At 70.9% G+C, this 17,998-nt stretch carries 19 protein-coding genes; 1 reads left to right on the top strand and 18 read right to left on the bottom strand.

What is annotated here, in order from left to right:
* Positions 1-59: 59 nt before the first annotated feature.
* The gene (locus ACTMTU_RS13015) at positions 60-962 is read right to left on the bottom strand and encodes a LysR family transcriptional regulator (protein ID WP_441263621.1); all 903 of its coding nucleotides are present in this window, start codon (positions 960-962) and stop codon (positions 60-62) included.
* Between the two features lie 109 nt (positions 963-1,071).
* Positions 1,072-2,115, bottom strand: a complete 1,044-nt coding sequence (locus tag ACTMTU_RS13010) for a LuxR C-terminal-related transcriptional regulator (RefSeq protein WP_441263620.1) — start codon at positions 2,113-2,115, stop codon at positions 1,072-1,074.
* 162 nt (positions 2,116-2,277) lie between these two features.
* On the opposite strand from ACTMTU_RS13010, the gene ACTMTU_RS13005 reads away from it, so the two are divergent.
* The gene (locus ACTMTU_RS13005; protein ID WP_441263619.1) at positions 2,278-2,475 is read left to right on the top strand and encodes a hypothetical protein; all 198 of its coding nucleotides are present in this window, start codon (positions 2,278-2,280) and stop codon (positions 2,473-2,475) included.
* 205 nt (positions 2,476-2,680) lie between these two features.
* Here ACTMTU_RS13005 and ACTMTU_RS13000 read toward each other — a convergent pair whose 3' ends face one another.
* The 16 genes from ACTMTU_RS13000 to ACTMTU_RS12925 all read right to left on the bottom strand — a co-directional run bounded on the left by ACTMTU_RS13000 (position 2,681) and on the right by ACTMTU_RS12925 (position 17,956).
* Positions 2,681-3,739, bottom strand: a complete 1,059-nt coding sequence (locus tag ACTMTU_RS13000; RefSeq protein WP_441263618.1) for a TauD/TfdA family dioxygenase — start codon at positions 3,737-3,739, stop codon at positions 2,681-2,683.
* Between the two features lie 4 nt (positions 3,740-3,743).
* Entirely contained in the window at positions 3,744-4,841 is a 1,098-nt protein-coding gene (locus ACTMTU_RS12995) for an amino acid kinase family protein (protein WP_441263617.1), read from the bottom strand.
* Positions 4,838-5,896 (bottom strand): aspartate-semialdehyde dehydrogenase, encoded by a 1,059-nt coding sequence (locus ACTMTU_RS12990; RefSeq protein ID WP_441263616.1) that lies wholly within the window; start codon positions 5,894-5,896, stop codon positions 4,838-4,840. The genes ACTMTU_RS12995 and ACTMTU_RS12990 overlap by 4 nt, the downstream gene beginning before the upstream one ends.
* A 100-nt stretch (positions 5,897-5,996) precedes the next feature.
* Positions 5,997-6,962, bottom strand: coding sequence for a DMT family transporter (locus ACTMTU_RS12985; protein WP_441263615.1), 966 nt, complete (start codon positions 6,960-6,962; stop codon positions 5,997-5,999).
* Between the two features lie 108 nt (positions 6,963-7,070).
* A complete protein-coding gene (locus ACTMTU_RS12980) occupies positions 7,071-7,991 on the bottom strand; it encodes a transporter substrate-binding domain-containing protein (protein WP_441263614.1) in 921 nt (306 codons plus the stop codon).
* On the bottom strand, positions 7,988-9,244 hold the full coding sequence (locus tag ACTMTU_RS12975; RefSeq protein WP_441263613.1) for a methylaspartate mutase: 1,257 nt from the start codon (positions 9,242-9,244) through the stop codon (positions 7,988-7,990). The genes ACTMTU_RS12980 and ACTMTU_RS12975 overlap by 4 nt, the downstream gene beginning before the upstream one ends.
* Complete coding sequence (locus tag ACTMTU_RS12970; RefSeq protein ID WP_441263612.1) at positions 9,244-9,795, bottom strand: cobalamin B12-binding domain-containing protein; 552 nt, start codon at positions 9,793-9,795, stop codon at positions 9,244-9,246. The genes ACTMTU_RS12975 and ACTMTU_RS12970 overlap by 1 nt, the downstream gene beginning before the upstream one ends.
* A 109-nt stretch (positions 9,796-9,904) precedes the next feature.
* Positions 9,905-10,891, bottom strand: a complete 987-nt coding sequence (locus tag ACTMTU_RS12965) for a LuxR C-terminal-related transcriptional regulator (protein WP_441263611.1) — start codon at positions 10,889-10,891, stop codon at positions 9,905-9,907.
* 47 nt (positions 10,892-10,938) lie between these two features.
* Positions 10,939-12,291 carry an acetyl-CoA carboxylase biotin carboxylase subunit gene (gene accC / locus ACTMTU_RS12960; protein ID WP_441263610.1) on the bottom strand — a complete coding sequence of 451 codons (1,353 nt, stop codon included), beginning with the start codon at positions 12,289-12,291 and terminating at the stop codon, positions 10,939-10,941.
* Between the two features lie 34 nt (positions 12,292-12,325).
* Positions 12,326-12,841 (bottom strand): acetyl-CoA carboxylase biotin carboxyl carrier protein, encoded by a 516-nt coding sequence (locus ACTMTU_RS12955; RefSeq protein WP_441263609.1) that lies wholly within the window; start codon positions 12,839-12,841, stop codon positions 12,326-12,328.
* Positions 12,831-14,537, bottom strand: coding sequence for an acetyl-CoA carboxylase carboxyltransferase subunit alpha (locus ACTMTU_RS12950; protein WP_441263608.1), 1,707 nt, complete (start codon positions 14,535-14,537; stop codon positions 12,831-12,833). Before ACTMTU_RS12950 ends, ACTMTU_RS12955 begins: the two co-directional genes overlap by 11 nt.
* A gap of 6 nt (positions 14,538-14,543) precedes the next feature.
* Positions 14,544-15,023, bottom strand: a complete 480-nt coding sequence (locus ACTMTU_RS12945) for a DUF4188 domain-containing protein (RefSeq protein WP_189470511.1) — start codon at positions 15,021-15,023, stop codon at positions 14,544-14,546.
* 12 nt (positions 15,024-15,035) lie between these two features.
* Positions 15,036-16,454, bottom strand: a complete 1,419-nt coding sequence (locus tag ACTMTU_RS12940; protein WP_441263607.1) for an aldehyde dehydrogenase family protein — start codon at positions 16,452-16,454, stop codon at positions 15,036-15,038.
* On the bottom strand, positions 16,445-16,846 hold the full coding sequence (locus tag ACTMTU_RS12935; protein WP_441263606.1) for a hypothetical protein: 402 nt from the start codon (positions 16,844-16,846) through the stop codon (positions 16,445-16,447). Before ACTMTU_RS12935 ends, ACTMTU_RS12940 begins: the two co-directional genes overlap by 10 nt.
* Positions 16,839-17,249: an acyl carrier protein gene (locus ACTMTU_RS12930; RefSeq protein ID WP_441263605.1), complete on the bottom strand. Its 411-nt coding sequence runs from the start codon at positions 17,247-17,249 to the stop codon at positions 16,839-16,841. Before ACTMTU_RS12930 ends, ACTMTU_RS12935 begins: the two co-directional genes overlap by 8 nt.
* A gap of 5 nt (positions 17,250-17,254) precedes the next feature.
* A complete protein-coding gene (locus tag ACTMTU_RS12925; protein ID WP_441263604.1) occupies positions 17,255-17,956 on the bottom strand; it encodes an RNA polymerase sigma factor in 702 nt (233 codons plus the stop codon).
* Between the last annotated feature and the right edge of the window lie 42 nt (positions 17,957-17,998).

The raw sequence follows: 17,998 nt of genomic DNA, 5'->3' as shown, positions 1-17,998 counted from the left end.
GACCTCCTGGCGCGTCCCGTACGCAGGCCCGGCGGCCGGGGGTGCTCACGTCACCGGGATCAGGGCCGGCGCGCGTACTCCTCGGAGAGGAACTTGATCGTCTGGTCGACGAACACCCGCATCTCGCGCGAGAGGGTCTTCCCGCGCCGCCAGGCGATCTGGGTGTGGACCTCGAACGGGACGGTCCAGGGCAGGGGTACGAGGGTGCCGCTCTCGAGGCTGTCGGCCACTGTGACGCTCGGCAGCAGACTGATGCCGAGTCCGGCGGCGACACCGCGCTTGATGGACTCTATGGTGCCGAACTCCAGGAAGGGCAGGGATTCGCCGGTGCCGTCGTTGAGTTCCGCCTCGAACAACTCCCGGTAGGCACAGCCCGCCTCCGCGGAGATGACCTGGGTGGCGCGCAGGTCGTCCGTCGTCACCTTCTCGGCGCGGGTGAGGGGGTGGCCCGGGGCCGCGACGACCGTGAGCGGCTCGGAGCCGAGCACTTCCGTCTGCACCCCGGGGTGCTGGGTCTCCGCCTCCATCAGGAAGCCCATGTCGAACATGCCCTGGCGCAGGGCGTGGCAGGTCTCGGCGCACAGACTGGGGCGCAGCACGATCTGCAGTGCCGGGTGACGGTGGTGGAAGAACTCCAGCAGCGGCGGCATCCGGTAGGAGGTGATGCTCTCCATGGAACCGACGGTGAGCACCCCTGCCGGCTCCTCGGAACCCAGCGCCGCACCGCGTGCTTCTCCCGCCAGGGCGAGCATCTGCTCGGCGTAGGGGAGCAGTCGCCGCCCCGCCTCCGTGAGTTCGACCCGGCCGCCGAGACGGTCGAAGAGATTCACCTCGAGCGATTCCTCAAGGGCTTTGATGTGCGCGGTGACACTGGATTGCGCGTACTTCAGTTCCGCCGCCGCGCGGGTGAAACTGAGCAGCGTCGCCACCTTGTGAAATGTCGCCAACTGCCGAATGTCCATGTCCCCTCCGTGGTCCGGTTGTCGCCGAACTCGTGGCGCATGAACCAGGAAATCAGCCGGGGAATGGGGACACCAGAACAGCGGCCTGTCCGATCGGGGACAATGACCGTCAGGAATCTGCCACTTCGGCCCTGTCCGGATTCGCGGGCACAGCGCTCGTCTCAGGGATCAAGCCCTGCTGAGCGAGGAGAAGTCCGGCCTGGAAGCGGCTGGTGGCGCCGACTTCCTCCATGATGGCGGAGATGTGGCGACGGCAGGTGCGGGTCGCCATACCGAGCCGGCGGGCGATGCCCTCGTCCTTGAGGCCTTTCGCCATGAGCCGGGTGATCGACACCCGCAGATCTTCGGTGATCTGCTGGTATTCGGCGGTCCGGCCCATTTCGAACGGCTGGCTCGCCTGCCAGATGGACTCGAAGGAACGGCAGAGATAGGCCACGACCGTGGGGTCGGTGACGAGCGCCGCGCCCGGCGGCTCCTTGCCGGTGCGTTCCTTGGGAATGAAAGCGAACTTGCGGTCGTAGATGATCAGCCGCTCCGACAGCTCTTCCGCGGTCCGGACCTCCGCGCCCTGTGCGCAGATCTGGCGTACATAGGTACGCGTGGCGAGGCTCGCGCGGGCGGTGTTCTGATAGAGCGTCCGGATGCGGATACCGCGTTTTCTCATCTCGAGCGTCTGCAGCAGGTCCTGCTCCAGCAATTCGGCGCTGCGGCCGCCGCCGGGCTGGAGGCTGATGCGTTCCTCCGTGCAGCGCCGGCGGGCGAGGTCGATCTCGCGCCGGACGTCCTCGAAGTCGTCGAGCACCCGGATCGGCACGTCGTCCGACGTGGACCGGGTCCGGGAGCGGTAGACCTCCGACAGGACCCGCAACTCCTGGTGTATACCGGCTATCTCGCGGCGGCGCTGCGCGATGGACAGCTCGAGCGGGGTGACCAGTTCGGCCTCGGCGATGTCCGGATCGAGCGCGGCCACGACACGGCCGTTCGCCGATACGGCGAGCAGCCGAAGCTCCTGCAGCACCTCGCGGGCCTCACTGATCATCCGGACATCGACGCCCAGGCGACCTGCGATCTCCTCGTCCTTGAACGTTCCGTTACGCAATGCGTATTCATAGACCTCGACCGCGACGCCGCCCAGCAGTTGATGCTCCCCCATAGGTCACCAACCCCAGCCAATTGCCCGATTTGTCGCTATCCACTTGCTGCCGCTCCATCATAGGACACTCCATGCCACTCGAACTCGATCTTCACTAGTGCCACCTTGTTCTTGCGGCCGGAGAGGGCGCGCATCGGATGAACAACGAGAGGGAAATACACGATGGCGAAGGCACACCGTTTCCTGGCTCATGGAATCTCGGTGACCGTGCTGGCGCTCGCGGTGATCCATTCCATGGCAGGGGTGACCACGTCCGTTCCCGAAGGCAACTCGTTATCCGGGGTCATTCTCGCGGACGACAAGTGGGACTCCCCGATGCCGGGCGAGGGATCCACCGCGGCCGAGCGTGATCAGTACTGACCCAGTGGTACAGGCCAAAGGAGTATTGATGTCGGGGAATATGCCAATGGCCGGACGGCTCCGGGCGGTCGGAGCCAAATGCGGCACTCTCCACTGGCCGCGGCGCTGCCGTTAGCCTCGAGGCTCCGTGACGGCCCGTCGTTCACTTCGACGGGCCGTCACGGCCGTCCGGACCCGGTGCCGGGGACGGCCGGCGCCGGGCCGGTCAGAAGTGGACGCGCCGGTTCTCCGGCGTCACCCGGTACCGGATGTCCCACAGGCTGCGCCGCACATACGTGCGCTGCAGCCACCGGTCCCGCCCGTCGTGACGTGCCCCGAAGCGCGACCTCGCGTGCACCCCCTTGCGGTTGTTGACCAGGAGCGCCTGGCCCGGCTCCAGCCGCACGGCGTGCGCCACCTCGCGGCACGTCTCCTGGAGCCCCTCGAAAGCGGCTGCCGCCTCCCCGCTCAGCGGGCGCACGCCGTTGGCCGACACGGCGATCTCCGGAAAGTCCTCGGCACCGCTGATGATCGGGACCGGATCGGACAGCACCTCCGCCCCGCCCGCGGCACTGCGGGTGTAACTGCCCGGCGCGTTGAGCCGGAACAGCGGACTGCGCAGCAGGCGGAGCCGGTCGTCGGGCAGCCGGCCGCAGATGTCGCGGGCGTCGGCGTAATAGGTGACCGCGGCGCCGAAGGGGTCGCCACGCAGGCAGTTGAGCACCAGGAAGTCCGGATTGGCGACGTCGTACCGGCCCGTCGGGTCGTAGGTGATGTCGCTGTGGAAGTTCAGGAAGACCGCCGAGCTCTGGTTGGTCTGGGTCCGCTCGCCGCCTTCCACCGGCACGATGTCGTGGATCAGCCGGCCGTCCTTCTCGGTGAGCACCCCCAGGGGTTCACCGAGCAGTCCCGTCAGCCCCAGCAGCACCCCCTCGGAGACGAAGCCGCGTTTGGCCCGGCTCGGCCCGCCGTCGTCGGGTGTCGGCGGCAGCACGTCGTCGACGGGGAGGTTCCGCACCAGGGCGACACCGGCCGTGTCGATGTGCCGGCCGAAGTCCATGACGGCCTGGAGCAGTTCGGTGGGCAGCGCCGCGAAGACCTGGTGGCATCGCGCGGTGGCCCGGTCGAAGTCCTCACTCGGATCGGGCAGCCGGGAGAGGCCGCTGTGGAGCGTGTCCCGCACCGCGTCGGGGAGCACCAGGTCCAGACGGGTCGCGGCGCCGCGCCCCTCGGGCCCGCCGTACCGGCCGGAGGGCTCCCCGTGGACCGGGAATGCCGTCACCACGTCCTCACACCCCTGCCAGCGCAACCGCGTCCCTCGGCTGCGGGAAGTCCATCCCGTCGTGCAGCCGCTGCGCCAGGTGGAGCGCGTCCTCGCCGCTGTCTGCGAGGTGCATCGTGACCTTGCTGCCCCGCACCTCGGCGACGGGCACGCCCATCTGCCGGCCCGGCTCGACCCCGGCCCTGCGCTGGACGGCCTCCACGTCGACGTAGCCGCCGACCACCGCGACCCCGGGCCGTCCCGTGAGCCGCACCGTGTCGATGCCGGCGCCGTGGAACGCGTTGTGCGCCGCGTCGGCATGGGCGTCGTCGGGATATCCGAGCACCACGGAACGCTGGTTGAAGACCACCGCGGACATCTGGGTGCCCTCCGCGCTGATGGTCGTCCCGGCGGAGAACGGGGCGCGGTTGTAACGGAGCACGATCTCGATACGGTGCCGCAGCGCGAGCTGCACGGCGCGGCGGTGCAGGACCTTGGCCCCGTACAGCGACATCAGGGCCGCCATGTTGTACGAGACCCGGGGCAGGATATGGGCTCCGGCGATCAGATGCGGATCGGAGGTGTAGATGCCGTCGACGTCCGAATGGATCTCGCAGGCGGTGCTGCCGACGGCACGGGCGACCGCCAGGGCCGACAGGTCGGAGCTGTTCTTGCCGAGCCAGGTCGGCCGTCCTTCCGCGTCGACGGCCTGTCCCCCGGGCACCACGACGACCTCGTGCTCCGACATCGCCCGGCGCAGCGGCGCGGGATCGGTCCTGACGACGCGCGCCCACAGGAAGGAGTTGTCGGTGGTCAGACCGAGCTGGTGGCCGGCGAGCACCGTGGCCGTGCGGCCCCTGCGGTGCAGCGCGGCGGCCAGCAGATGGGCGCTGACGAGATCGCCGGTCGCCAGCATCCCGGCGGACGTGGCGTCCTCGGGCCGCGGGTTGACCTCGTGCAGCCGGCCCCGCAGCCCCTCGGTCTCGCCCTGCATCGCACTGACCACGACGGCCATCGGGCGTCCCCCGCTGCGGAGGCGTTCCTCGAGCCCGGCAGCGAGTTCGTCGTAGGCGGCGTGGGTACGGAAGGTGGAGCCGCCGAATTTCAGTACCACCGGGCCGTTCAACGTGTGCCTCCCGCCATGAATCCGTGCCGGAGGACGTACTCGGCCACCTGGATGGCGTTGAGCGCGGCGCCGACGCGGAGGTTGTCCGAGACCAGCCAGAGCCAGAAGCCGCGCGGGTTGTCCGGGGTCACCCGGATCCTGCCGACGTGCACATGATCGGGGTGCCCGGCCCGCAGCGGGGTCGGGAAGGCCGCCGGATTCTCCGCGTCGTGCACGGTCACCTCCGGCAGCCCGGCGAGCAGGGCGACGAGCTCCGCCCGGTCGACCGGAGCACCCGCCTCCACCCAGACCGCTTCGGAGTGGGAGTTGACCACCGGTACGCGTACGCAGGTGGCGGTGAGGTCCAGATGGGGCCGGTCGAGGATCTTCCGCGACTCCTGGAGCATCTTCTGCTCCTCCAGGGTGAACCCGGTGTCCAGGAGCCGGTCGATGGAAGGGACCACGTTGAAGGCGAGCGGCGGCTTGAACCGCTCGGCGGGCAGCTCGGCGTCCGGGTCGCGCAGCGCCAGCTCGGTGCCCTCCAGCAGTTCCTCGATGCCTTGATGGCCCTGGCCGGAGGCGGCCTGGTAGGTGCTGGCCACCACCTGGCGGATGCCCCAGCGGCGTTCGACGGGCTGCAGCACACGCACCAGCGGGATGGTGGAACAGTTGGGGTTGGCGACGATGCCGCTGTCGGGGCGCCGCTCCAGCACGTGGGCGTTGACCTGCGGGACCACCAGGGGGGTGTCCGGGTCCATGCGGAAGGCGTTGGTGTTGTCGATCACGAGCGTGCCCTTGGCCGCGGCGACGGGCACCCATTCGGTGCTGATCGGAGTGCCCGCGGAGAAGAAGGCGATATCGGCCCGGCCGAAGTCGAAGTCCTCCAGGTCCTGGACGGCGTACGGCCGGCCGTCCACCATGAGCTCCCGGCCGGCGCTGCGGGCCGAGGCCACCAGATGCATCTCGCGGTAGGGCAGCGACCTCTCCTCGATCAACTCGATGAGGGTGTTGCCCACCACTCCGGTCGCACCGACGATGGCGATGCGCGGGGCTGCTGGGTCGGTGACGAGCGTCATCAGACTTCTCCGATCTGTACGGGTCCGGCTGCGGGTGCCAGAGCTGCTCGTACGGCTTCCAGGACGGGACCTGTGGGGCCGCACACCCGTGACGGCGGCGTCATCGACGCACCGCCTCGGCCTTCGGCGGGGCGGTGGGCGCGGGCTTCCCGGCCGTCCGGCGGCGCCCGCCGGGCAGCAGGGGCAGCCGGCCGAGGTTCACTGCGAGGGCCGCCGCGGCGATCAGCGCGACGCCGAGGGCCTGGAGGGCATCGATGCGATGTCCGTAGACGGTGAAGTCCACGAGGATGGCCACCGCCGGGTACACGAAGGACAGCACCGCGATCCGGTCGGTGGCCAGCTTCTGGTACGAGGAGTACAGAAGGATGTACATCACACAGGTGTGGATCACTCCGAGGCCCACGAGCCAGCCCCAGCGGGCGTCGAGACCGGCGGTGTCGCCGAGCCGGGTGAACGGCAGCAACAGCGGAATGCCGACCAGCACCTGCACGAGAGCGGTGACTTCGGGGCGCAGCGTGGTCAGCCGCTTGGCGATGACCGTGGCGAAGGCGTAGAAGAGCGCCGCCACCAGAGCCTCGCCGACGCCCAGCAGATAACCGTCGCTGCCGCCGAGGTCGGCGCCCGGCAGATCCGCCACCAGCACCACACCGGCGAAGGCGGCGAGGATCCAGCCGGCCCGGTACCGGTCGAGCCGCTCCTTGAAGAGGATCACCCCCAGCAGCACCACGTAGAAGGGCTGGGTGTGGTAGACGACGGTGGCCACGGATATCGACGTACGGCTGTACGCGTCGAACAGCAGCACCCAGTTGAAGACGATGAACACGCCGCCGAGGGCGGCGAGCGCGAGGGTGCCCCGGGTCAGCCGGGTGTTCTTCAGATAGCCGCGGAACAGGCAGTACGCGGCCAGGGCCAGGGCGCCGAAGAGGCACCGGAAGAACACCACGTTGAAGGAGGAGGCGCCGGACTCCAGGACGAACACACCCAGGGTCCCCGACAGCCCCATGGCCGCGATGAGCTGGACGGCGCCTCTGCGCTGCCGGTCGGCCGGTACGGCCTCGTTGGTCATACGCCTCGACTCCCTCTCGGTGACGTTCGGATCGGTGCGGGCGGATCGGTACGTTCGGATCGGTGCGGGCGGATCGGTGCGGTCAGGCGGAGATCCGTGCGGGCGGGGTCAGTGCAGCGGGACGGCGTAGTGCAGGCCGCCCGCGGTCCACAGCTCGTTCACCCCCCGGGGCACGTCGAGGCCCGAGGCGGCGCCCAGGTTCCGTTCGTAGACGTCCGCGTACGTACCGACCGCGGACAGGACCCTGTCGGCCCACTTCTCGTCCAGCCCCGCCGACGGCCCGTGGGGGCCCGCCAGCCGGGCCGCGTCCTCGGGGCCCTCGTGCTCGGCGGCCACCAGCAACTGGAGCACCCACCGGACCAGTCGGAACCAGTGCGGATCGGCCTCGTGGACCGCCGCCGCCATGGGCTCGCGGGAGATCGACACCGGAAGGATCCGGTGGTCCCGCGGCCGCGGCAGGCACGCCCTGGCGCCGGCCAGCGCCGTGCGGTCCAGGACATAGGCGGCGCAGTCGCCGCTCGCGTAGGCGGCCAGCGCGTCGGCCGGGTCGTCGAAGCCGACGGGCTCGACGTCAAGGCCCCTCGGGCCGTACCACGACTCGAGATTGACCACGGTGGTGCAGCCGTTGTGGACGGCGAGACGCCGGCCGGCGAGGTCCGCCGGATCGCCGGCGCCGTCGGCCGCACGCACGAGGAACCCCTCGCCGTCGTAGCAGGTGATGCCGGCGAAGAGCACCGCGCCCGCCGCCTCACGGCCCATCGTCCAGGTCAGGTTGCACACCGTGAGATCCGCCCGGCCCGACTCCAGGGTGCGCAGCCGGTCGGTGGCGCGTACCGGGACCCAGTCGACCGCCTCCGCGTCCCCGAGGGCGGCCGCGGCCACGGCGCGGGCGATGTCGGTGTCGAGCCCCGTCCACAGCCCGGCGGGCGTCCGCAGCGACAGACCGCGGACGCCCTGGGACACGGCGACGCGCACGGCCCCGCGGACCTTGGCGGCCCGGAGCGTGGCGGTGGTGGCCGGGCGGCTCATGACAGGCTCCCGAGCGGTTCGCGTTCCGGCCGGTCGTAGCGGCGCCGGTTGAAGGTGAGCAGTTCGGTGAGGCGCCGCGCGGTGAGGGGACCGCTCTCCCGGACGGCCGTCACGGGCATGCCGCCGGCGTCTCTCCAACTGAGCGCTGACCGGGCGTCGATGGTGGCCCGTGCGCGGTTGGCGTTGTCGGGGTGCAGGCAGAACGGCACGTCGAGGATGCCCCGGGCGAAGGCTGCGACCAGGCACCGGCCGATGCTGCCGCCGAGTTCGAGGGTGGCGTCGACGAGGGCCCTCGCCTCTTCGTACAGGCCCGTGGACGTGGGTGCGGGGCCGCCGTTGACGTCGGTGGCGTCGGCCACCGAGCGGGCGAACGCGATCGCCGCCGCGTTCTCCTCGATCGTGGGAATGCGGTGCGCCTCGGCCGGGGTCTTGACGATCAGCCGGTCGGCGCCGCCCTGCACGGCGAGCGGGACGCTCTCCGCGAGCAGCCGGCGGCTGCCGTCGCCGGTGCGGGGGAAGACGCCCATGAAGGTGTAGAGGACGATGTGGTGGTCGTCGCCGGCCAGCCGCTCGTCGGCGAGACGCCGTAACGCGGCGAGGGCCTCGCGGTCCTGTCCCGGGTGGATCTGCTGGGCGTAGCTGAGCGAGACGCCCGTCAGCCCGTGCTCCTGGAAGAACATCGCTTCCAGCACTCCGAGGGCGACCAGCAGCGACGGCGGGCACAACTGGCCCAGCATGCAGCCGCCGAACGTCTCCATGTGCATCGGTACGGGCTGCGCCGCGAGCAGTTCGCAGCCGGCGCTCCACTCGCGTACCGCCTGTCCGAGCGGAACCCGGCTGTAGGGCAGGCAGTACGAGACGGGACCGCCCTCCGTCGCGTCGGCACCGGCCCGGACCATGGCGTCGAGCACGCGTAACGGGCGGGGGGTGCCGTGCCGGACCTGGACCGGGAAGCCGGGTGAGGACGTCTCCTCCAGCAGCGCCCGCACCGCGGGCACTCCGTGGGCGATGAGCGGGAAGCCGTTCAGGCTCTCGGGGTGCTCGCGCAGGGCGCGGCGCGCGGCGGTGAAGTCGTGGCAGCGGGTGTAGCTGTCCAGTGTGACGGTGCCGGCCGTGAAGGGGCCGGCGTCCCGCACGGCGCGCAGCCCTGCGCGCATGCGGTCGAGTTCACCGAAGCCCATGCGGGCCTGGATGACGAGATGTCCCGCGCGGCGGGCGTCGCGCACCATGCCGGTGAACCGGTCGGTCTCCATCACACCGCTCCCGCCGGGACGGCGAGCCGCGGTGCGGGGAAGGCCGTCGCGGGGCCGGCGCCGGGACGGGTCACCGCGTGACCGGCGGCGGGGCCGGGACGGTGCAGGGCGGCGAGGGCGCCGAGGAAGTCGTCGAAGCGCGCCAGGGCCGCGTCGGGGCCGCCTTCGTCCGCGTCGTCGAACACCGCGTCGTAACCGGCGGCGGCCAGCTGCGCGGTGACCTCCGCGTGGTCGCGGTCGTCCACACCGAGCTTCCCGCCGATGACGACGGGCAGGGCGGCGAGTTCGGACGTGGCGCGCAGGGCACGGACGAGGCGCAGCCCGTCCAGCCGGCCGTGCCCGTTGACGCTGCTGATGACGAGGAGGTCCGGCCGGCGGCTGCGGCATGCGCCGATGATCGTCGCGTCGGGCGTCACATTGCCCAGATTCGAGACGTCATGGCCGCGTTCCTCCAGCAGCAGCTGAAGGAAGACCAGGTTCCAAAGATGGGCGTCGGAGGACAGACCGGAAACGACGACTCTCAGTCTCGGAGCAGAAGCTGTGCCGTTCATTCGTTCCCCCGGGGAGAAAAGGAGTTACGTCATGGAAACTATCCATGGGCCGGCGCCGCCCGGTCCAGCGGCATCGGTCGGCATTCCTGATCGGACGGATCAGGAATTCCTATCCCTCGGCGTCCGGCTCCCGGTCGTCATCCGCGAGGCCAAGTCTGGCCGCCGCCATGCCCAGTTGGAACCGGGTCTCCACCTGGAGCTTCTCGCACATTCCGGCCAGGTACCGGCTCAGCGTGCGGGTCGAGATACCCAGCCTTCGTGACATGAACTCGTCGGATCTTCCCCGTTCCAGATGGCGCAGAATTGCCAGTTCCACATCCTCGAAGACCGCGTCGTCGTGACTTCCGCCGCCGACCGGTCTGGCGTGTTCCCAGATGTGGTCGAAAATCAACGACAGAAAGCCGACCGCCACCGGATCGCGGAGCAGGGCGGCACCGCCCGAAGCTGTGGACACGAACGCGAAGGCGTCGTCGAGCAGAATCATCCTGCCGGGTATCACGGCGGCGGTGCGCACCTGTGCCCCGAGTTCGCCGAGGCGCCTGACGTGTTGCAGCGACTCGTACTGCCGGCGAGCGGTGTGCGGCACCACCGTCCGGTACCGCACACCGCGGTCGAGGAGTCCGCGGTCGAGATCCAGGGCGGCGCGCAGCGTCTCGGGACTGCCCAGTGTGGGGTGGGCCGTCAGCACGCTGTGCCGCACCTGGGCGGACAGATCGGTGAGGCGGTGCCGTACGGCGTCCCCGTCGGCGAACAGTTCGGTGGTGGTGCCGTCGAGCTCCTGCCGCCGGTGCGCCTCGTACGCCGAGCCCAGCGGCCCCAGTTCACGGCGGGTGGTGTCGATCAGCCGCACCAGCTCGTGCACCCGCGTGTGGCAGGCGGCGGTCAGCGCGGCGGCGGCGACGGCCGGGGAGAGGGCCTCGTGGCGGCCGGGGCCGTCGGGCCGGAGCAGCCGGCGGGCCGTCAGTCTCTTCACGGACTCGGCGACCTGCTCGCTGGAGAGCCCGAGCCGCCGGGCGCCCTCCTCCGCGTCGGGGGACGTCTCGAGCAACTGCCGGTAGACGCCGATGTCCTGGGCGGTGAGCTCGTCCGACGGCATGGCTGCTCCCCGTTCCGGCGTGGGCTTCCCTTCTTCCGGTGTGCCGCTCACAGCGCGAAGTGACGCCCGAGGAAGTCCGTCGCGATGTCTCCTCCGCGGAATTCGGGGTGGCGGAGGATCTCCTGGTGCATCGGCACGGTGGTGTGCACACCGGGTCCGCGGACGTCGAACTCCGACAGCGCGCGCAGGACGCGGTCGATACAGGTGTCGCGGTCCGGGCCCCACACGATGAGCTTCCCGATCATGGAGTCGTAGTAGGGACTCACCCGCGCCCCGGCCACGTAGTCCGTGTCGACACGGACCCACGGGCCGCCCGGGACCCGGTACTCCTCCAGCGGACCCGGGGTCGGGACGAATCCCCGTGCGGGGTCCTCGGCGTTGATACGGCACTCGATGGCGTGACCGCGGATCTCGATGTCCTCCTGCTTGAAGGACAGCGGGCTGCCGGACGCCACACGCAGTTGCTCGGACACCAGGTCGACGCCGGTGACGAGTTCGGTGACCGGGTGCTCGACCTGGATACGGGCGTTCATCTCCATGAACCAGAACGCCTCGTCCCCGGCCTCCAGCAGGAACTCCACGGTGCCGGCGCCCCGGTAGCCCACCGCACGGGCGCCCGCCACGGCCGCCTCGCCCAGCCGGTTCCGCAGCTCGGGAGAGACCATCGCGGAGGGCGACTCCTCGATGAGCTTCTGGTGCCTGCGCTGCACCGAGCAGTCGCGTTCGCCGAGGTGGACCGCTCCGCCGAAGTCGTCGCAGACCACCTGGACCTCGATGTGTCTGGTCTTTTGCAGGTAGCGCTCCATGTAGACGGCGCTGTTCTTGAAGACGGCCTGGGCGCTCGCCCGGGTGGCGGTGTAGGCGTCCCGCAGGTCCTTGGGGTCCTGCACGACGGTGATGCCGCGTCCTCCGCCGCCGGCCACCGCCTTGATGATGACCGGATAGCCGATCTCCGCCGCGACGGCCACGGCCGCGTCCACCGAGTCGACCGGCTCGACCGTGCCCGGCAACAGCGGAAGGCCGGCCGAGGTCATCAGCCGTCGCGCGGTGGCCTTGTCGCCGACGTTCTCCATCACGTCCGGCGGCGGCCCGATGAACGTGATGCCGTCGTCGGCGCAGATCTCGGCGAAGTACGGGTCCTCGGAGAGGAACCCGTATCCGGGGTGGATGGCCTCCGCGCCGGTACGGACGGCCGCGCCGATGATGTTGGGGATGTTGAGGTAGCTGCGGGCGGGGGCGCCCGGGCCGATGTGGACGGCCTCGTCCGCGGCCTTGACGAACTGGGCGTCGGCATCGGGCGTGGAGTAGACCGCCACCGTACGCACGCCCAGATCGCGACAGGAGCGGATGATCCGCAGCGCGATCTCACCGCGGTTGGCGATGAGCACCTTGTCGAACACGTCTCGGTCCTCCCGTGTGTGTGGCGCCGGCGGGTCAGTCGACCGGGACGAGATCGATGAGCGGCTGCGCGTACTCGACCACCTCGCCGTCCCGGGCATGGATGGCGTGCACCCGGCCGCGGACGTCGGCGGTGATGGAGTTGAGCAGCTTCATGGCCTCGACGACGGCCAGTTGCGTGCCGGGTTCGACGATGTCGCCGACCTTGACGAACGGCTCCGCGCCGGGTGACGGCGCCTGGTAGTAGGTGCCGACCAGCGGCGCGGTGACCTGGACGAGGCCGGCGGGCGCCGCGTCCTCGGCGGGCGCGGCGGCGGTCGGCGCGGCGGGGGTCGGCGCGGCGGCCGCCGCGGGGGCGGGAAGCACGGCGACGGGGGCGGCAGCGGCGGGGGCCGTCTCCCACTCGACGTCGACGCTGATCCCGCCGGCCCGCAGCGTGATCCGGCGCAGGGTGCCCGGCAGTTCACCGGCCAGCAGCCGGGTCTGTGCCCTGAGCTCTTCGACCGTCATCGTGGCGGCGGCGGTCGGCGCCTCGGACGCCTCAGTGGTCATCACTCTTCTCCCAGTCGACGATGGGCTGACGTTCGGGGTGCCCGAACCGGTCGAAACGCTCCCGGCGCAGCTCGACGAGCCGGTCCCCCGGAAGGTCGAGCAGCGGACCGAGGGTCCGCACCAGAGCGGTCTTCACATTGAGTGCCGTCGGGTACGGCGCCGTGTGCGCCCCGTCCGGCGGTTCGGGCACGATCGCGTCGACCACGCCGAGGCGCAGCAGGTCGGCCGCGGTCAGCCGGAGCGCGTCGGCCGCCTGGCCGGCGCGCTCCGCGGTGCCGAACAGGATCGTGGAGCAGCCCTCCGGGCTGATCACCGAGTAGTACGCGTTCTCCAGCATCAGCACCGAGTTGGCGACGCCCAGCGCCAGTGCGCCGCCGCTGCCGCCCTCGCCGGTGATCACCGAGACCACCGGGACGCGCAGCCGGGAGAGCTCCAGGATGCATTCGGCGATGGCGAGGCTCTGCCCCCGTTCCTCCGCGCCGATGCCGGGGAAGGCGCCCGGGGTGTCGACGAACGCGACGACGGGCAGGCCGAAGCGGTCCGCCAGCCGCATCAGCCGCAGCGCCTTGCGATAGCCCTCGGGATTGGGCATACCGAAGTTGCTGCGGACCAGCGCCGCGGTGTCATGGCCCTTCTGGTGGCCGAGCACGACGACGCTCCGGCCGCCGAGCCGGGCGACGCCGCCCGTCAGCGCCTGGTCGTCGCCGAAGACCCGGTCGCCGTGCAGGCTCACGAAGTCGTCGAAGACGTAGCCGATGTACTCCTGCGTGGTGGGACGTCCGATGTTGCGCGCCAGCGCGACGGTGTCGCGCGTGCCACGGACGGCCGGGGGCGGTGCGGTGAGCGGCTCCGCGCCGTTCGCCTCGGGCAGTTCGGGCACGGAGGGGCCGAGCAGGGTCAGCAGCCGGGCGAGGTGTTCGCGCTGGTTCTCCCGGGGGACGACCGCGTCGATCATGCCGTGTTCCAGCAGGAACTCGGCGCTCTGGAAGCCGGTGGGCAGTTCCTGGCGGATCGTGTTGCGGATGACCTGGGGGCCGGCGAAGCCGATCAGGCTGCCCGGTTCGGCGAGGATGACGTCGCCGAGCATGGCGAAGGAGGCGCTGACGCCGCCGAAGGTCGGATCGGTGTTGAGGTTGATCACCGGCAGCCGGGCCTCGCGCAGCCGGGCGACCCACTGGGCCGTCTTGGCCATCTGCATCAGTGACAGGGCGCCCTCCTGCATCCGGGCGCCGCCCGAGGCGGCGATCAGCAGCAGGGGCAGCCTCCGGGACAGTGCGTGGCGGGCCGCGTCGGCGATGCCCTCGCCGACGACGGCGCCCATGCTGCCGCCCATGAAGCTGAAGTCGATGGCGGCCACGACCAGCCGGCGGCCCTCGATCGTCAGCTCACCGGCGACCAGGGCGTCATGGCGGCCGGTCCTGGCCTGCGCGTCGCGCAGCCGGTCGGGGTAGGGCTTGCTGTCCGTGAACTCCAGCAGGTCACGGGGACGGTAGTCGTCGGGGAACGGCCGGAAGCTGTCGGCGTCGGCGAGCTGCTCGATCCGGGTGTGCGGCGGGATACGGAAGTGGAACTGGCACTCCGGACAGACCTTCCGGTTGCGGTCCAGCCGTTTGACGTAGACGAAGGCGCCGCACGCCCCGCATCTGCGCCACTGCACCTCCTGGTCGGCCCTCACCGGGCCCTGTTGCGGGCTCACGGCCGATCACGCCCGCTCCGGGCCGGTGCTGCCCGGGACCGGCGGCCGGACGCGCTGCGGGACGGACTCGGTGGCGGCGGCGATCCCGAAGACGGGGATGTTCCGGTAGACGGTGTGCATACGCGCCGGATCGACGATGTACGCCTCATGGAAGATGCCCACGGCGCCGTCGTTGCGCACCGCCCGGTTGAACCAGGCCCACATGGAGCGGTGCTTGCCCTCCGTGTTGTGCGAGTAGCGCATCAGATCGTCCATGCTGCGCCAGTACTGGAGCATGATCACGGTCCGGTTGAACCAGGCCCGCGAGTAGAGGAAGCCGTGGTCCTTGTTCTTCTTCAGCTCGATCAGCATGGGGATCATCGAGGCGATGACGGGCAGCCAGCGGTGCACCATCCAGAACTTGTTGATGCGGGTGCCGATCAGCAGCACCACGGTGCCCTCGGGCGGCGCGGCTATGCGTGGCTCGGTGACGACCTTGAGGTCCATCGGGAGCTCCTCTCAGAACGGGTAGGCGCGGGCGGGGCTGCTGGTGGTGAGGGTGTGCCAGCGGGTGAACGCGTCGAGTGCGGCCCGGCCGCCGAATCCGGAGGCGTTGCCGGAGGCCCCGATGCCGCCGAACGGCAGCGCCGGGTCGTGGTTGACGGTCTGGTCGCCGACATGGACGACGCCGCAGCGCAGGCGGGGTGCGAGGGCCCGCCCCCGGTCGGCGTCGGAGGTGTACACGGCGGCGGTGAGCCCGTAGTCGGAGGTATTGGCGAGCGCGACCGCCTCGTCGTCGTCGGCGAAGGCCGTGATCGTGGCGACCGGACCGAAGACCTCTTTGTGGAAGACGGCCATCTTCGGCGTGACGTCGGCGAGCACCGTCGGGGGGAAGAACGGGCCCTGCATCCGTCCGCCGGTGACCAGTCGGGCCCCCTGGGCGACGGCTTCCTCGACGGCGGCCGCGATCCGGGTGAGCGCCCCGTGTTCGATGACGGGCCCGATCTGGGCGTCCGTGCGGTAGGGGTCGCCGATGCGGAGCGCGGCGGCACGGCGGGCGAGGGTCTCGGTGTAGGCCTCCACCACGTCCTGGTGGACCAGATGTCGGCGGGCCGCCATACAGATCTGACCCTGGTGCAGGAACGAGCCCCAGGAGCCGGCGGACGCCGCCTGCTCGATGTCGGCGTCCGGCAGGACGACGAAGGCGTTCTGCCCGCCGAGTTCCAGGACGACCCGCTTGAGCAGCCGGCCCGCCGTGGCGCCGATCTCGCGGCCCACCTCGGTGGAACCGGTGAACGACACCATCGCCACGTCGGGCGCCTGGACCAGGGCGGCACCGGCGTCCGCGTCGCCGTGGACCACCTCCAGCACGCCCTCGGGCAGCCCGGCGTCGGCGAGCACCTCGGCGAAGAGGCGTCCGCCGGACAGCGGCGTGTGCGGATCCGGCTTCAGCAGCACCGTGTTGCCGAGGGCGAGCGCGGGGGCCACCGAGCGCATGCCGAGCAGCAGCGGGAAGTTCCACGGCACGATGACCCCGACGACGCCGAGCGGCACCCGGCTCACCTCGGTCTCCCGTCCGGGCTCGGAACCGGGGCCGTGCGGGCTTTCGGGGCCGGTGGCCAGCGCGGCGGCGTGCCGCAGCTCGGCGGCCCCCGCGTGCACCTCGTAGAACGCCTTCCCGGTGATCGAGCCGCCCTCGCGGACCAGCAGGTCCATGGCCTCCTGGTCGCGCTCCAGCAGCAGATCGGCGGCCCGGGACAGGATCGCGGCGCGCTCGACGGCGGGCCGCGCCGCCCAGGCGGGTGCCGCGGCGGCGGCACGGCGGGCGGCCGCGGCCACGGCGCCCGGGGCGGCGAGCGGGACGCTGCCCAGTTCCTCACCGGTGATGATCTCCCGGCTCGTCAGGAGCGCGGCTTCGGTGGCAGTGGTCACCTGCATACCTCTGTTTCTTCGTGGGAGGGACGTGCCGGACCGCCGCCGCGCGTCAGGACCGCGTGGGCGGTGACCCGGCCGGCGCCGGTGGTGACGGAGAGGGAGATGTCGCCGCGCAGAACCGTCTCTGCGAAGCGGGCGACCTCGCCCCGGAAGACCAGGGTGTAGGGGCCGTCGTCGGTGCCCAGCAGTTCGACGTCCCGCCATCGGGCGGCCACCCGCGGCGGCGCGGCCAGGGCCCGCAGCGTCGCCTGGCGCAGTGCCCACCGGACGGCGGAACCGCCCCCGGCGGGCAGCTTCACCGCCGTGACGCCGTGCCGGGCGATCAGCCTGTCGAGCGAGTCGACCGCGACGCCGTAGCTGCCGATCCGAAGGACGCTCCGCCCGTGCTCAGGCATGGGCGGCCCGCCCCTCGGCGAGCAGGTCCTCGACCATGGAGATCAGGTTTCCGACCGTCATCCGGTCGAGCATCCGGTCGAGGGTGAGCCGGCCTTCCCATTCCGCCGGGTCGAGCTGCGGCATGACGGTGCGCAGTCGGGCGAGGCCGCGGGGGCTGATGACTCCACCGGCGTCGCAGAATTCCGCGTCGGCGACGTCGCCCTGCAGATATCGGCCGCAGCGCTCCACCGAGAGAACCACCGGCGCGCTGCATTCGATACGGAAGAAGATGTCCAGCAGATCCAGCGATTCCAGGCCGAGATCGGCGCTGAGAACGAGATCGGTGCGGTAGACGGCGGCGTCGATCCCGAGCGTGTCGATGACGATGGAACGAACGAGTTCCTTCACGTCGTAGTGAGACATGCACATCACTCCTGTCCGGCCTGCCCGGCCTCGAAGGCCCCTGCTTCGCGGCCTCTTCTCACCAGAGCCGCCGGAAGGCGCGGACCGGACACGTCGGCGGGCTCCGGCGCGGCCGGGCAGCTGACGCAGCCGGCCGCCGCGGGTACGCGCTCCCCCGCCTCGACGGCGGCGAGCACCCGGCGGAGACGGCGCAGGCAGCGCGTACGTATGGGGCCGACCGAGCCGACGGACATGGACAGGGCGGCGGAGATCTCCTCGTACGAGGCGGGCGGGTCGTCCAGGGCGAGGAGCAGCACACCCCGGCACTGCTCGGAGAGGGTGCCGATGGCCCGCAGCACCTCTTCCCCGCTCTGGGCCCGTAACGTGATCTGTTCCGGGCTTTCACCGTGCCCGGAAAGGCCGTCGAGTGTTTCGCTGTCGCCGACCATGACGAGACGTTTTCCCCGGGTGACGACTTTGAGGGATTCACGCCGCGCGACGGTGGCGAGCCAGTCGCCGACACGTTCGGGATCGCGAATCCGGTCCACGTTCTGCACGAGCCGGAACCAGGTGAGCTGGCGCACGTCCTCGGCGTCCACGTCGTTCATCCGGTGGCTGCGCACGACGGAGGACACGAGCCTGCCGTACCGCTCCACGATCTCGTCCCAGGACTCCTGTTCGCCGCGTGCGCATCCGGCCAGAAGTTCCGCATTCCCTTTACGGGTCATTGGAATTCCCTCGTAGCAAAACAACAGTGCCGACGGCGGGGG

It is taken from the genome of Streptomyces sp. OZ13, assembly GCF_052068155.1.
Lineage (GTDB): Bacteria > Actinomycetota > Actinomycetes > Streptomycetales > Streptomycetaceae > Streptomyces.
The sequence above is the reverse complement of the archived record's forward strand: the minus strand, read 5'-3'. Positions and strand labels throughout refer to the sequence as shown.